General features: G+C 67.0%; 10 protein-coding genes and 1 pseudogene. 8 read left to right on the top strand and 3 right to left on the bottom strand.

Annotated elements, in window-relative coordinates; all coding sequences use genetic code 11:
* Positions 1–88: 88 nt before the first annotated feature.
* Entirely contained in the window at positions 89–751 is a 663-nt protein-coding gene (gene gmk / locus HLH25_RS12445) for a guanylate kinase (RefSeq protein ID WP_182974370.1), read from the bottom strand.
* Positions 752–856: 105 nt separating this feature from the next.
* Here gmk and HLH25_RS12440 point away from each other — a divergent pair, with 105 nt between their 5' ends.
* From HLH25_RS12440 to HLH25_RS12430, 3 genes are all read left to right on the top strand, one after another.
* On the top strand, positions 857–1675 hold the full coding sequence (locus HLH25_RS12440) for an SDR family NAD(P)-dependent oxidoreductase (RefSeq protein ID WP_182974369.1): 819 nt from the start codon (positions 857–859) through the stop codon (positions 1673–1675).
* 79 nt (positions 1676–1754) lie between these two features.
* Positions 1755–3098 carry a purine-cytosine permease family protein gene (locus tag HLH25_RS12435; protein ID WP_246402174.1) on the top strand — a complete coding sequence of 448 codons (1344 nt, stop codon included), beginning with the start codon at positions 1755–1757 and terminating at the stop codon, positions 3096–3098.
* Positions 3099–3135: 37 nt separating this feature from the next.
* On the top strand, positions 3136–6438 hold the full coding sequence (locus HLH25_RS12430) for an efflux RND transporter permease subunit (protein ID WP_182974368.1): 3303 nt from the start codon (positions 3136–3138) through the stop codon (positions 6436–6438).
* 79 nt (positions 6439–6517) lie between these two features.
* Here the strand turns inward: HLH25_RS12430 and HLH25_RS12425 are convergent, their stop codons facing one another.
* Positions 6518–7504 carry a glycosyltransferase gene (locus tag HLH25_RS12425; RefSeq protein ID WP_182974367.1) on the bottom strand — a complete coding sequence of 329 codons (987 nt, stop codon included), beginning with the start codon at positions 7502–7504 and terminating at the stop codon, positions 6518–6520.
* An 11-nt stretch (positions 7505–7515) separates the two neighbouring features.
* Complete coding sequence (rfbA, locus tag HLH25_RS12420) at positions 7516–8415, bottom strand: glucose-1-phosphate thymidylyltransferase RfbA (RefSeq protein ID WP_182974461.1); 900 nt, start codon at positions 8413–8415, stop codon at positions 7516–7518.
* A 122-nt stretch (positions 8416–8537) separates the two neighbouring features.
* Between rfbA and HLH25_RS12415 the strand changes: the two genes are divergently transcribed.
* The 5 genes and pseudogenes from HLH25_RS12415 to HLH25_RS20775 all read left to right on the top strand — a co-directional run bounded on the left by HLH25_RS12415 (position 8538) and on the right by HLH25_RS20775 (position 14139).
* Positions 8538–10769 carry a hypothetical protein gene (locus tag HLH25_RS12415; protein WP_246402159.1) on the top strand — a complete coding sequence of 744 codons (2232 nt, stop codon included), beginning with the start codon at positions 8538–8540 and terminating at the stop codon, positions 10767–10769.
* 14 nt (positions 10770–10783) lie between these two features.
* Entirely contained in the window at positions 10784–11449 is a 666-nt protein-coding gene (locus tag HLH25_RS12410; protein WP_182974365.1) for a histidine phosphatase family protein, read from the top strand.
* A gap of 232 nt (positions 11450–11681) precedes the next feature.
* Positions 11682–13331 carry an NAD-dependent malic enzyme gene (locus tag HLH25_RS12405; protein WP_182974364.1) on the top strand — a complete coding sequence of 550 codons (1650 nt, stop codon included), beginning with the start codon at positions 11682–11684 and terminating at the stop codon, positions 13329–13331.
* A gap of 155 nt (positions 13332–13486) precedes the next feature.
* Positions 13487–13723: a type II toxin-antitoxin system VapB family antitoxin gene (vapB, locus tag HLH25_RS12400; protein ID WP_182974363.1), complete on the top strand. Its 237-nt coding sequence runs from the start codon at positions 13487–13489 to the stop codon at positions 13721–13723.
* Positions 13723–14139: pseudogene (locus HLH25_RS20775) on the top strand (PIN domain-containing protein). Before vapB ends, HLH25_RS20775 begins: the two are co-directional and overlap by 1 nt.
* Positions 14140–14232: the final 93 nt, after the last annotated feature.

Below are 14232 nucleotides of genomic sequence, written 5' to 3'. Positions count from 1 at the left end.
TTCCCATCCTAGCAGACAGGCGGGCGACGACACAGGGATTGCCGACCGTGGGATGATGCGGGTGCATGGCAGGCAGGCTTGCCGGTATTCAGCCCTCGAAGCTGGCGACGAATGTGGGGAGGCCCTTCTGGCGTGCCGTCTGGAGCCGGGCGGCGACCAGGATCGAGCGGGCTTCGGCGATCGCCTGGTCCAGGTCGGTATTCACGATGACGTGGTCGAATTCCCGCCAATGGGCGATTTCATCCCGTGCCGCCGTCATGCGTCTGGCGATTTCCTCCGCATGGTCGGAGGCGCGGCCGTGCAGGCGGCGTTCCAGTTCGGCCAGCGAGGGGGGCAGCACGAACAGGCTGATCACGTCGTCGGGCAGGGCCGCGCGGATCTGGCGATGGCCCTGCCAGTCGATATCGAAGACCATGTCGCGCCCCTCGGCCAGGGCGGCTTCGACCGGGCCGCGCGGCGTGCCGTAGCCCCGGCCGAACACGGTCGCCCATTCCAGCAGGTCGCCGGTCGCGGCCATCTGCTCGAACTGTTCCATGGTGCGGAAATGATAATGCACGCCCTCGCTCTCGCCCGGACGGGGCTGGCGGGTGGTGACCGAGACGGAGTGCAGCAACTGGGGCTCGGCCGCGCGCAGGGCGTTGGCGATGGTGGATTTTCCGGCACCCGAGGGGGCGGAGATCACCAGGCAGACCCCGCGCCGCGCAACGTGCGGCCGGGCGGATGGGCCATGTCGTTCCCTGCTGGGCGTCATCGTCGGCATATCCCCCCTCTGTCCTGGTCCGCTGCCACTACCGTTCCGCACCGGACCCGGCGCGGATTTGCGGTCTTTTATCAGGCAGTCTCTATTCTGGCGAACATGAAACGGGACATGATTCTGATTACCGGCGCTTCGTCGGGCATCGGGCGCGCGATCGCCCTTCATCTGGCGGCCCCCGGAGTGCTGCTGCACCTGGGCGGGCGCGATCCGGACCGGCTGGAGGCCGTGGCGCGGGACTGTGCCGCGCGTGGCGCGCGGGCGCTGACGCGGCGCCAGGACGTGCGCGACGCGGAGGGCATGGCGGAATGGATCGGCGGTGCCGGGACTCTGGACCTGGTGTTCGCCTGTGCCGGTATTACGGCGTCCACGGCGGCGCGGGCGGCCGGCGCGCCGCGCGAGGCGCCGGGGCAGGTGCGGCGGGTGCTGGATGTGAATGTGGGTGGCGTGATCAATACCGTGCTCCCGGCGCTGGAGACGATGAGCGGGCAGGCGCGGGATGGGCGGGGCGTGCGGGGGCGGATCTGCGCGATTGCCTCCGTGGCGGGGCTGGTCGCGTTTCCCGGTACGCCGTCCTATTGCGCGTCGAAGGCGGCGGTGGACCGGTTCATGGTCGCGACCGGGGGCAATACGGCGCGGGACGGTATTCTGCTGTCCAGCGTCTGCTGCGGGTTTGTCCGCACGCCGATGGTGGTGGCCAATGATTTTCCGATGCCGGGCCTGACCGAGGTCGATGACGCTGCCGCCGCGATCCTGCGCGGGGTGGCGGCCGGGCGGCGGCGGATCGTGTTTCCGTGGTGGCTGGTGGCCGGGTCGCGGCTGATGGACCTGCTGCCGCCGCGCCTGGCCGAACTCTATTACAGCCGCCAGCCTGCCGGGCAGGCCGGCTCGATGCCCGAGACGGGGGGCATGTCGTCCTGACGGACGGCTTGCCAGCGGTGAAGGTTCGGGCCACGATTGCTTTCGACGTCATCATGATCGGGGGTCCGGACTGTTGTCGATGTCCTTTCTGCGTCCCCCGGCCATGGAGGAGCTAGGCGCCGCCGCCGTGTCGCGCCCGGTTCCGGCCGAGCGCAAGACGATGAAGCTGGACCGGGTGTTCTGGAGCCATTTCTCGCCCAATCTCGGCCCCGGTGGCTGGGTGACGGGGGCGCTGCTGGTTTCGCTGGGGCTGGATTTCCGCTTCGGGCTGCTGGCGATCGTGATCGGCAATGTGATCGGGGCGGTGCCGGTGGCGCTGGCGGCCGCGATCGGCCCGCCGACCGGGCTGACGCAGATGGAGGCTTCGCGCCGGGCGCTGGGGCGGCTGGGTATCCGGCCGCCGGCCTTTCTCAACTGGATTTACTGCGTCGGGTGGGACGCGGTGAACAATGTGCCCGCCGCCACGGCGCTGATCGCGTTTCTGTCGATCGTGGCGGGGGTTGCGCCGCCGTTCTGGCTGGCGCTGGGCGTGCTGGCCGCGGCACAGATGGTGGCCAGCATCTACGGCCACGACGTGGTGCAGGCGTTGCAGAAATATCTCGGCGCCGCGCTGCTGGCGGCCTTTGCGGTGATCGGGTCGCAGGCGGCGTGGCATGGGGGGGCGCTGCCGCATGCGGCGCATCCGCCCACGCTGGCGACCATGCTGCTGGCGGTGGCGATCCTGGCCAGTTTCAACCTGTCCTGGGCGTCCTATTCCTCGGACTATACGCGCTACCTGCCGGCCGATACCGCGCCGGGGCGGGTGGTGTGGCTGGCGCTGGCCGGGCTGCTGGGTTCAGCGGTGCCGTTTCAGATCCTCGGCCTGCTGACGGCGGCCAGCGTCGCCGAGCCGTCGCCGACGGCGGTGATCGCCAGCCTGCAACATGCGGCGGGGCCGCTGGGGCCGATGGTGCTGGCCGTGATCGCGCTGTCGTCGGTGACCGGCAATTCGTTCAACGACAATACCGCCAGCTACAGCCTGATTTCCGCCGGCGTGCATATTCCGCGCGTGCTGGCGGCGATTATCACCGCATCGCTCGGCTATGGGCTGGCGGTGGCCGGAGCCGGGCGGTATGCGGCGCTTTATACCGATTACCTGGTGGTGACGATGTACTGGATCGCGCCCTGGATCGGCATCGTGCTGGCGGACTGGTATTTCGGCGACCGTACGGTGCATCCCGTCCCTGCCGGCTGGACGCGGGGGGCGACGATCTTCATTGTCGTTTCGGTGGTCACCATTCTGCTTTTCTCGACCAGCCAGATTTATACCGGTCCTGTCGCCCGATGGTTGGGCGGGGCCGATATCGGCTATTATGTGGGCTTCTTCGTCGCGGCGCTGTGGTACGGCCGGGGCGGGGTGCGGCCGGGCGTGATGGAAAGCTGATGCACAGGCCGTTGTCATCCGCTATGCGCATTTCCGTATGAACCCCTGCCGTCCTTTCATTCTGCGCCCGGTCGCGACAACGCTGATTGCGGTTGCGCTGGTGCTTGCGGGCCTGTTCGCCTACCGCGCGTTGCCGGTGGGGGACCTGCCGAACATTTCGGTTCCTGTGATCTATGTGGTGGCGACCCAGCCGGGGGCCTCGCCGCAGCAGATGGCGACCTCGGTGACCACGCCGCTGGAACGGCGGCTGGGCCAGATTGCCGGGATCAGTTCGATCGAGTCGGATTCGACCGACAGCACGGCCTTCATCCTGCTGACGTTCGACGACAGCCGGAACATCGACGGTGCGGCCAATGACGTGCAGGCGGCATTGCGGGCGGCGGCGCAGGACATGCCCACCACCTTGCAGATGGTGCCGCAATACTGGAAGGCCAATCCGTCCGACAACCCGATCATGATCATGGCGCTGACATCGGACAGCCGGCCGATGTCCGAACTGTACGATGTCATGAAGACGCATCTTCAGCCGATGCTGTCGCAGATCAAGGGTGTGGGCTGGATCGAGATCGCGGGCAGTTCGGCCCCCGCCGTGCGGGTGGAGATGAACCCGTATGCGCTGTTCAAATACGGCATCGGTTTCGAGGATATCCGCTCGGCCCTGGCTTCGGCCAATGCCAACACGCCCAAGGGTTATGTCGATGTGGGGCCGCAACGCTACACGATCGCGACCAACGATCAGGCCCGGCGGGCGGAGGACTATCGGGGCCTGATGGTGGGATACCGGTCCGGGCGGCCGGTGCGTCTGGCCGACGTGGCCTCGGTGGTCAACGGGGTGGAGGACGAGCGGCAGACGGGCTATTTCAGCGGGCATCGCGCGGTCATGGCCGTCGTGCGGCCGCAACCGGGTGCCAACGTCATTCATGTGATGGATGCGATCCGCGAGCGTATCCCGAGCATGCGGGCGGCCCTGCCCTCGGGCGTGACGCTGACGCCGGGCATGGACCGGTCGATCACGATCCGTGCCTCGCTGACCGATACGCAATTGACGCTGCTGATTTCGGTGCTGCTGGTGGTGGGGGTGGTGCTGGTGTTTCTGCGGGCGCCGCGTTCGACCCTGATCCCGGCGGTGACGGTGCCGATCTCGCTGGCGGGCACGCTGGCGGTGATGTACCTGCTGGGCTTTTCGCTGGATACGCTGTCGCTGATGGCGCTGACGATCGCGACCGGCTTCGTGGTCGATGACGCGATCGTGGTGGTGGAGAACATCGCCCGCCACATGGAAGACGGGATGCCCCGCCGCGAGGCCGCGCTGCTGGGTTCGGGCGAGATCGCCTTTACCGTGCTGTCGATCACCATCGCGCTGGTCGCGGTGTTTCTGCCGCTGCTGCTGATGCCGGGGACGCCGGGCAAGATCTTCTTCGAATTCGCGATGACGCTGGCGACCGCCGTTACGGTTTCGCTGTTCCTGTCGGTGACGCTGACGCCGATGATGTGCAGCCTGCTGCTGGATGTGGCGCACGGGGCGCCGCTGCCCGCCGGTGCGTCGGCCCTGCGGCGCGGCCTGCGCCGCCTGGGCGACGGTTTCGAGTCCGTGTTCGAGGCGGTTCTGAATGGTTATGTCCGCTCGCTGGACCGGGCGTTGCGGCACCGGTGGCTGGTGCTGGCGACCCTGCCGTTCAGCCTGCTGGCGACCGTGGGCATTATCGTCCTGATGCCCAAGACCATCATCCCCAAGGAGGATGTGGCGCTGGTCGTGGGCTATTTCCGTGGCGACGAATCCGGCTCGTTCCAGAAGATGAACCAGAAGATCCAGGCCGTGAGTGCCGCGATGATGGCCGACAAGGATACGGAATCGGTGGCGGCCTTTTCGGGTGATACGCGGGTGGAGGGGCAGGCCTTCGCGCAGATGATCGGCAAGCATGAGCGAGGCGACGGGCCCGACGAGATGATCGCCCGCGTGCGCGAGCGCCTGAAGGGGCTGCCGGGCGTGCGGCTGTCGCTGTTTTCGGCGGGGGACGTGAATGGCGGTGGTGGCCGCCAGCAGCAGGGCGCCTATCGCTACGTGCTGCGCAGCGACAATGCCGAGCAGATCTATGAGTGGACGCCGCGCATCGTCGACGCCCTGAAGGGCAGCAAGGTAATGACCGACATCACCACCAACCTGACCGGTCACGGGGTGGCAACGCATGTCGATATCGTCCGGGATACCGCCGCGCGCTTTCTGGTGACGCCGCAACTGGTCAGCCAGGCGTTGTATGACGCCTATGGCCAGCGCAGTGCCTCGAACATTTCCACCCCGCTGGCCACCTATCATGTGGTGATGGAGGTTGCGCCGGTCTATCGCCAGTCGCCCGACATCATGAAGGCTTTCTGGGTTTCGACCTCGGGCGGGACCGCCGGGGGCGGCACGGTGTCCAACACGGTGCGCGTGCCCACGCCCAGCAGCGGCGACGCCTCGCGCGTCGCGACGCTGAGCCAGCAATCCTTCCGCAATGCCATCGCGAACCGGCTGGCGGGTGGGGCGGGGGCTTCGAGCGGGTCGGCCGTGTCGTCCAGCATCGAGACGATGGTGCCGTTGCCGGTGGTGGCCGCGATCCATGATCGCCCGACCTCGATTTCGGTCGGGCATCGCGATGGTTTCGTCTCGGGGGCCATTTCTTTCAACCTGGCCGCGGGGCGGTCGCTGGACGAAGCGACGGCGGAAATTCGTGGTGCGATGGTGCGGCTGCATGTGCCGGTGTCGATCCAGGGCGGCTTTACCGGGCAGGCGGAACAGTTCCAGACCGCGATGATCAACGAATTGCTGGTGTTTCTGGCCGCGCTGGCAACGATGTATGTCACGCTCGGCATTCTGTACGAAAGCTATGTGCATCCGCTGACCATTCTTTCCACCCTGCCGTCGGCGGCGGTGGGGGCGGTGCTGGCGCTTTGGATAACGGGCGAGGAGTTCTCGCTGATTGCGATGATCGGCGTGATCCTGCTGGTCGGTATCGTGAAGAAGAACGCGATCCTGATGGTGGATTTCGCGCTGCATGCCGAACGTGACGGCAGCATGTCGCCCGAGGAGGCGATCCGCGAAGCCTGCGCCAAGCGTTTCCGGCCGATCCTGATGACGACGCTGGCCGCTGCCTTCGGGGCGGTGCCGCTGATCGTCAGCAGCGGCTACGGGATCGAACTGCGTCGTCCGCTGGGCATTGCCGTGGTCGGCGGACTGGTGATGAGCCAGTTGCTGACGCTTTACACGACGCCGATCGTCTATCTGCTGCTGGAGCGCATCCGGGCGTGGGTGACGCGGCAGGCTTCGCGCCCCTGGCGGGGCAATATGCGGACGGCGGGCTAGGAACATCGCATGTCCCCAGCAAAAAATTTCTGAACGAATCAGAGTTTTTTGGTTCTTTTTTGCAAAAAAGAACGAAGACTCACGCTCCGGCGATAAAACGCAGCCGGAAAATCATGTTTTCCAACCATCGGGGCCGGTGCAGCCCCGGCATGGTCCTGAGCAGCCGCAGGCGGTCGCGGCGGCGGCCGTCGAGAACGGCTTCGATGCGGCCGAGATCGCTGCGGGCCGTTGCGGAGAGCAACCCTTCATGGGCCAGCAACTGGCGGACATTCCGGCGGAAAGCCGTCATGAAACGCTCGGGACCGTATGGTTGTCGTTCGCCGCGATGCCGGCGGTGCAGCACTGTGGGGTGTGGATCGACCCGTACCGTGCCGCCGGCGGCCAGTACCAGCAGGCAGGCCCACCAGTCATGGGCGGCGGGTGTGTCGGGCAGGGTGCCGGACGTGGCCAGGGCGCGTGCCGCGTCGTTCATCATGACGGTGCATCCGGCGGCCGCGTTCTGCGCCAGGGCCGCGAGCAGGCCCGGTCGTTCGGTGCGGGGTGACGACAGGCCGAGCGGGCGCAGGGCGGAATCCACCAGAATCTGCCGGCTGCAATAGAGCGCGGGGCCGTTCGCCTGCATGTCGGCCAGGCAGGCCAGGCCGCGTGCGAGTTTCTCGGGCAGCCAGACATCGTCCTGCTCGGCGAAGGCGACGGTCGAGGCGGGCGGTGCCGCGCGCAGGAGCATCTGGTAGGAGGCGGCGATGCCCAGATGGCCGCCGCCGGGGTCGATTTCCCGGCAGCGCCCGGCCCCCGGACCGCTTTGGAATTGCCGCATGATGGCCACCGAGCCGTCGACCGACCCGTCGTCGCGCCACAGGAGCATCCACTGCATCCAGTCCTGCGCCAGGATCGAATCGAGCATGGCCTGAAGCCAGGGGGCGCCGTTGAACGTGGAGAGCAGGATCGCGACCCGGGGGGCGCGGCGTGCGGGGCTGGGGAGAGCGGCCGGCCAGGCCGGTGCCGCCTCCGGCCCGCTTGCGGACCAGGGCGACGGGGCATCGGAAGACGGAGGCAGGATGTCCATCGCGTGCCGGTTTATGCCGAGATCGGCACGGGGGTGGATGGCGCGGCCGCCTCGGCCACGTCGTGCAGGTGCCGGCCGAGTTCGGTCTTGAAAACGCTGCCGGCGAGCGTGCGGAGCTGCTGGGCGTCGATGAAGCCCATGCGGAAGGCGACCTCGGCCGGCGAGCCGACCAGCATGCCCTGGCGGGACTGGATGGTCTGCACGAACATGCCGGCCTGGAGCAGGGCATCGGGCACGCCGGCATCGAGCCAGGCGCAGCCCCGGCCGAGTTTTTCAACCTGGAGAGAGCCTTCTTCGAGATAGATCCGGTTCAGGTCGGTGATTTCCAGTTCGCCTCGGGGCGAGGGGCGGATCTGGCGGGCGAAGGTGCTGACGCGGGCATCGTAGAAATACAGCCCCGTGACCGCCCAGGGGGAGGCCGGATTGGCGGGCTTTTCGACCAGCGAACTGGCCCGGCCTTCGGCATCGAAGCTGACCACGCCGTAGCGTTCGGGGTCGCGCACCTGATAGGCGAAGACGGTGGCCCCGCTGTCGCGTTTTGCCGCGCCTTGCAGCAGCGTGCCGAGATGGTCGGCGAAGATCAGGTTATCGCCCAGCGCCAGGGCGCAGGGGGCGCCGGCCAGCCAGTCTTCGGCGATCAGGAACGCCTGGGCGATGCCGTCCGGGCTGGGCTGGGCGCGGTAGCTGAAGCGTGCGCCGTATTGCGACCCGTCGCCCAGCAGGCGCTGGAACTGCGGCAGGTCGTCGGGGGTGGAGATGATCATGATGTCGCGGATGCCGGCCAGCATCAGCGTCGAGAGCGGATAATAGATCATCGGTTTGTCGTAGACCGGCAGCAACTGCTTGCTGGTGGCCAGCGTCATGGGGTGCAGCCGGGTGCCCGACCCGCCGGCCAGGAGGATGCCTTTCATCGCGGGTGCGGTCGTGCGGTCGTTTGCCGCAGGCGCGTTCGCGCGATAGGGGTGCAGGTGCGACAGGTTGGTCATCGGGGTGGGGTCCGATCCTGGGGTTTGCATGGGTCGGTCCTTTCCTGATGGTTCGTGATGGTCCGTCGGGGGGCGGGGCGATTGCCGCGCCGGGGGCCTGCGCGCATAATGATGATGGCAACAGGGATTTTTGCGTGCTCGCCGAACGATTGACCCATGACCTGGCCTGCGTTCTGGAACGCCCCGACCTGCGCGTGATCGCGGGGGCGCGGCGCATCGGGCTGGATACGGCGCTGGAGCGGGCGTTCGTGGTGCGGGCCGGTGGCATGGTCGTGCTGGGGGCGCCCTGCCTGCGGAAGCCGGCCTGCGCGCCGGTCGTGCTGCGCCACGCACTGGAACTGGCCCGGCTGATCGAGGCCGTGCCCGACGATGGCGTGCTGGCGGGGCTGTGCGCGGCGCGGACCGCCGCCCTGTTCGCGGAACTGGATGGGCCGGGTGGGCCGCCGGGGCCGCCGTCGAGGCCGTGGTGGCATGCCGACATGGCCGCCGTGGCACCGCCCGGTGCCGGCCGCCTGCGGCAGATATGGGCGGAACTGGCGGGCTTGCAGCCTCCGGTTGCCGCCGGGTGTGTCGATGCCGGCGCATTCGACCGGCTGGCGGCCCGGCTGGAGACGCTGTGGCCGCTGCTGGGGCCGGCGGAGCAATTGATGGCCGAGGGGGGGGATGCCCGGCTGGCGATCGACCCGGCGACCGGGCTGAATCACTATGGGTCGTCTCATCGGCCGCGCCCCTGGGCTGTGACCTATGCGTCCTCTACCGCGTCTTCGGTTTCCGAACGGGGTTTCGCGGGGGCCGAGGCGGCGCGCCTGCGGCTGGTGCTGGGCGGGTTGACGGGGGACGGGGCGCGGGTCCGGGCGGAGATGGTCGCGGAGGTGCGTCGCCGGATCGCGGACCATTACGGGATGGCCGGGACCCAGGGCGTCGTACTGGCGCCATCGGGAACCGATTGCGAACTGTATGCCCTGGCGCTGGCGATGCTGGGTTCTGATGGCCATCCGGTCAGCAACATCCTTCTCGCCCCCGAGGAAACGGGGAGTGGCGTACCGTTAGCGGCAAAAGGTTGCCATTTCGCGAATGACACCGCGCTGGGCGCGCAGGTGGCCAAGGGCGGGCTGATCGACGGATTTCCGGCGGACACGCTGCTGCTGGCGGTGCCGTTGCGCCAGCCGGACGGAGCGTCGCGCGCGCCGGCCGAGATCGACCGGGATTGCATCGCACTGGCTCGGGGGGCCTGGCAGGCGGGGCGGCATGTGCTGCTGCACCGGCTGGACCTGTCCAAGACCGGGCTGCTGGCGCCGGGGCTGGAGATGCTGGACGGGCTGGCCGAGGCCGCCCGTGCCGATGGCGTGCCGGTGCCCGATATCGTGGTGGATGCCTGCCAGGCGCGGCTGGACCCGGCGCGGGTGCGCGATTACCTGGACCGGGGCTGGATGGTGATGATCACCGGGTCCAAATTCTTTACCGGCCCGCCCTTCTGCGGCGCGCTGCTGCTGCCCGAGGGGGTGACGGCGCGGTTGCGGGAAGGGGCGTTGCCGGCGGGGCTGGCGGATTACTGCCATCGGGCCGCGTGGCCGGCGTTGCCGGCGGCGCAGGGGCTGCCGGCGGGCGAGAATGTGGGGCTGATGCTGCGCTGGTATGCCGCATTGGCCGAGATGACGGCGCTGCGGGAGGTGCCCCGGCCGGTGGTGCGGGCGCGGCTGGCGCGGTTTCTGGGCGCGCTGGAAGCGGCGATCGACGCCGACCCCGACCTGCGGCGGCTGGCGGTGCCGCATCCGGCGCGGCCGCCGCTGGCCGATGCGTGGGACGATCGCGGGACCATTCTGAGCTTTTTCGTGCGCGACCCGCTGGCGCCCTTGCCCTGTGGCGATGATTTCGTATCGCCGGAGTTCGTACCGCTGGGGCTGGAGCCGGCGCGGGCGCTTTATCGGTGGCTGAATGCCGATCTGTCGCGCGTGGTGCCGGAGGGGGCTGACCGGGTGCTGGCCGGGCAGTTATGCCATGTCGGCCAGCCGGTGCCGTTGCCGCACCCGATGCTGCCGGGCGGGGTGGCGGGGGCGCTGCGGCTGTCGGCCGGAGCGCGGCTGGTTTCGGGTGAACCGTCCCATGACGGGCTGCTGCCCGATCTGCGCATGGATCGGGAAATCGCCGATGCGCAGCTTGTTCTGGCCAAGATCGGGCTGATCCTGCGTTATTGGGAGAGGCTGGTGGCGGCCGACCCGGTACAGACCTACGCGCCGCTTCCGGCTATGGATACCGGACCGCCCGTTATCCTGCCCTGATTGGACCGGCTTGCATGAACCAGAATCACGGTCACTTCCTCGACACCCCCAAGCTGACGGACGGTGTCACCCGTTTCTGGCTGATCCGCCATGCGGTGGTCGAGGAAAATGCCCGGATGCGGGTGTACGGCACGCTGGACGTGCCGCTGTGCCCCGACAGTCTGGTGGCGCAGCGCGGCATGTACGAGGCGCTGGCCGCGCGGCTGCCGCAGAACGCGCAATGGTTTACCTCGCCCCTGGGGCGCACGCAGCATACCGCGCGGACCATCCAGGAGGCCGGCTATGGCGAGCGGGACTGGACGGTGGAGCCCGGATTTCTGGAACAGTCGCTGGGAGCGTGGCAGGGGTTGCGCCACCATGAATTGCTGGACCAGTTGAAGCTGGCGCCGCATCTGTTCTGGTCGGTCGCGGCCTCCGAACGGCCACCCGGCGGCGAGAGCATGCTGGATGTGTGCGCCCGCGTGGGCGAGACGATGGACCGGATGGCCGAGGTTCATGCGGGCCGGAACATGATCGTGGTGAGCCATGGCGGGGCGATCCGCGCGGCGCTGGCGCATGCGCTGCGCGTGCATGCCGATACGGCGCTGCATTTTTCGATCCAGAATCTTTCCCTGACGATTATCGAGCGTTTCCCGGAAGCGTGGCGCATCGTTGCCGTCAACGAATTGCCGGGCGTATGAAAACCTGCCTGGAGGTGCGCGCTGATGGCGAGCCGACGCGCGTTTCCTGTGCTCCGATGCTCGCGGCCATTGAGGCCGCTCCGCTTCGGTGCTGGGAAATACATGACGGGCGCGCCGCCTTGCGGCGCTCTCGCTCGCCAGCCCGCATTTCCGGGCGGGTTTTGAGGATTATTGCTGAAATGACCCGGTAGGGCGGCTTTGGCCGCTGATCAGTGCATGGAGGACCCCAAACATGACGTCATCCGATCGCCAAAGCCTGCGCGGCACGGCTTTGCTGGCCGATCCGTTCCTGAACCGTGGAACCGCCTTTACCGCTGACGAGCGGCGGGCGCTGGGGCTGGAAGGGTTGCTGCCGCCGCAGGTGGAGACGCTGGAGCGGCAGGCCGAGCGGGCAATGGCGCATCTGGACGCCAAGCCGACCGATCTGGAGCGGTATATCTACCTCTCCGCGCTGGTCGATCGGAACGAGACGCTGTTCTACAAAGTGCTGATGTCGGACCCGGCGCGTTTCGTGCCGATCGTCTATGCGCCGACGCTGGGCGAGGTGTGCAAGTCGTTCAGCCATCTGTACCGCCGGCCCCGAGGCATGTATATCAGCCTCGACATGAAGGGGCGCATTGCCGAGGTGCTGCGCAACTGGCCGGTGCCGGATGTGCGCTTCCTGTGCGTGACCACCGGCGGGCGGATTCTGGGGCTGGGCGATATCGGTGCCAACGGCATGGGTATTCCGATCGGCAAGTTGCAGCTTTACACCGCCTGCGGCGCGGTGCCGCCGCATACCACGCTGCCGGTGCAGTTGGATATCGGCACCACCAATGCCGCGCTGCGGGCCGATCCGCTCTATCTGGGCCTGCGGCGGGAGCCGCCGCCGGAGGCGGAACTGGATGCGTTCGTCGAGGAATTCGTGACGGCGGTGCAGGAGGTGTTTCCGGCCTGCTGCATTCATTTCGAGGACTGGAAGGGCACGGATGCGATCCGGTATCTGGAGCGGTATCGCGACCGGGTGCTGTGCTACAACGACGACATTCAGGGCACGGCCTCGGTGACGCTGGCGGGGCTGGTGACGGCGCTGCGCATCAAGGGCGAGCAACTGGCGGACCAGACTTTCCTGTTTCTCGGCGCCGGGTCTTCGGCGCTGGGGACATCGGACCTGCTGGTGACGGCGATGGAGGCCGAGGGGCTGACGGTGGCGGAGGCGCGGTCGCGCATCGTCATGATGGATGTGAAGGGGCTGGTGGAGCCTTCGCGCACCGATCTGAGCGAGGAACAGCGGCGCTATGCCCATGCGGCGGCCCCGACGCGCGACCTGCTGGAGACCATTCGCCGGGTGCGGCCCAGCGTGCTGATCGGGGTTTCCACGGCCGGGGGTGCGTTTACCCAGCCGGTGGTGGAACTGATGGCCGAGATCAATGCGCGGCCGATCATCTTTCCGCTGTCGATCCCGCGCCCGGAATGCACGGCGGAGCAGGCTTATGGCTGGTCGGACGGGCGGGCGCTGTATGCCGCCGGCATCCAGTTTCCGCAGGTGATGCGGGGGGATATGGTGTTCCGGCCTGGGCAGGCCAATAATTTCTATATCTTCCCCGGTCTGGGGCTGGCGGTTTATGCCACGCGGCCGCATCTGATTACCGACGGGCTGATTATCGAGGCCGCGCATGCGCTGGCCGATCAGGTTTCGCCTTCGGCGCAGGCGCGGGGGATGCTGTATCCGCCGCAATCGCAGATTCTGGAAGTTGAGGTGACGTCGGCCTGCCGGCTGGCGGAGTATCTGTTCGCGAACGGCATGGCGACGGTGCCGCGCCCGGATGACATTCGGGCGTGGATCGAGGGGATGTGCTACAGCGCGGAGTATGGGGCGGTTGAGGCGGTGGCGGGGGGCTGAGGTGGGCTTTCCGGCTTCTGCTTTGCCGTAGGCTGGTTGCCTGAGATTTCTATCCTGTAGGAATTTCAGGACCTGTCCTGATCTGCGCGCAGGTGGACAGTGAGCCTGCGAATTTCATTGATTATGGACGCGGATATACAAGGCATATATCCAATATGGAGCGTGTCATTCTGGCCCGTACGACTCTGTTCCTTTCAAATCGTTCCCAAGCCGTACGTTTACCCAAAGCGTTGGCTTTTGACGGTGATCTGAAAGAAGTGGTCATCATTTCCGATGGTGCGTGCTGGATTATCGCGCCGGCGGATGCCGCATGGGATGATTTTTTTGTCGCGCCCGGCATTGATCTGGCCCCCCGCAATCAGCCTGCGATGCAGGAGCGTGACGGCTTCTGATGCTGCGTTATCTGCTGGAGACGAGTTTCTGCATCCGCGTGCTGCGCGACCGCCCCAAAGGCGTGTGCAAGCGGTTCAATGACAATGCGGAAGCACTCTGTGTTTCCGATGTCGTGTTATAAGACCTTCTGTATTGGGCTGAAAAATCGTCGGAACCCGTCAAGGTTCGGCGGCAGGTTGAATTGTTCGCGGCGCCTGTCGGTTTTATCGTTTGATGATGAAGCCGTCGCTATGCGGCGGAAATCAGAACCGATCTGGAGCGCCGGGGCTGCGTGATAGGCCCTTATGATCTGATGATTGCGGGACATGCACGCAGCAAAGGACTTGTTGTTGTGACCGGCAACTCTCGTGAGTTCACGAGAGTTGAAGGACTGCACGTCGAGGGCTGGATGGCAAGTTGGGGGCAACTGTGTTGATCATGTGATCTGCAAAGTCTGACCTTTCTGGATCATGGCATTGAGGATGACGAGAAGCTGGCGTGCGATGGCGATAAGGATGGTCTTGGGTGC

Source organism: Gluconacetobacter dulcium (assembly GCF_014174165.1).
Lineage (GTDB): Bacteria > Pseudomonadota > Alphaproteobacteria > Acetobacterales > Acetobacteraceae > Gluconacetobacter > Gluconacetobacter dulcium.
The sequence above is the reverse complement of the archived record's forward strand: the minus strand, read 5'-3'. Positions and strand labels throughout refer to the sequence as shown.

Coding starts and splice junctions, on each gene's coding strand:
- rfbA (WP_182974461.1), bottom strand. CDS start 8,415: ATGAAAGGCATCCTCCTGGCCGGCGGGTCGGGCACCCGGCTGCACCCC.
- HLH25_RS12440 (WP_182974369.1), top strand. CDS start 857: ATGAAACGGGACATGATTCTGATTACCGGCGCTTCGTCGGGCATCGGG.
- gmk (WP_182974370.1), bottom strand. CDS start 751: ATGACGCCCAGCAGGGAACGACATGGCCCATCCGCCCGGCCGCACGTT.
- vapB (WP_182974363.1), top strand. CDS start 13,487: ATGGAGCGTGTCATTCTGGCCCGTACGACTCTGTTCCTTTCAAATCGT.
- HLH25_RS12430 (WP_182974368.1), top strand. CDS start 3,136: ATGAACCCCTGCCGTCCTTTCATTCTGCGCCCGGTCGCGACAACGCTG.
- HLH25_RS12410 (WP_182974365.1), top strand. CDS start 10,784: ATGAACCAGAATCACGGTCACTTCCTCGACACCCCCAAGCTGACGGAC.
- HLH25_RS12405 (WP_182974364.1), top strand. CDS start 11,682: ATGACGTCATCCGATCGCCAAAGCCTGCGCGGCACGGCTTTGCTGGCC.
- HLH25_RS12435 (WP_246402174.1), top strand. CDS start 1,755: ATGTCCTTTCTGCGTCCCCCGGCCATGGAGGAGCTAGGCGCCGCCGCC.
- HLH25_RS12425 (WP_182974367.1), bottom strand. CDS start 7,504: ATGGACATCCTGCCTCCGTCTTCCGATGCCCCGTCGCCCTGGTCCGCA.
- HLH25_RS12415 (WP_246402159.1), top strand. CDS start 8,538: ATGGTTCGTGATGGTCCGTCGGGGGGCGGGGCGATTGCCGCGCCGGGG.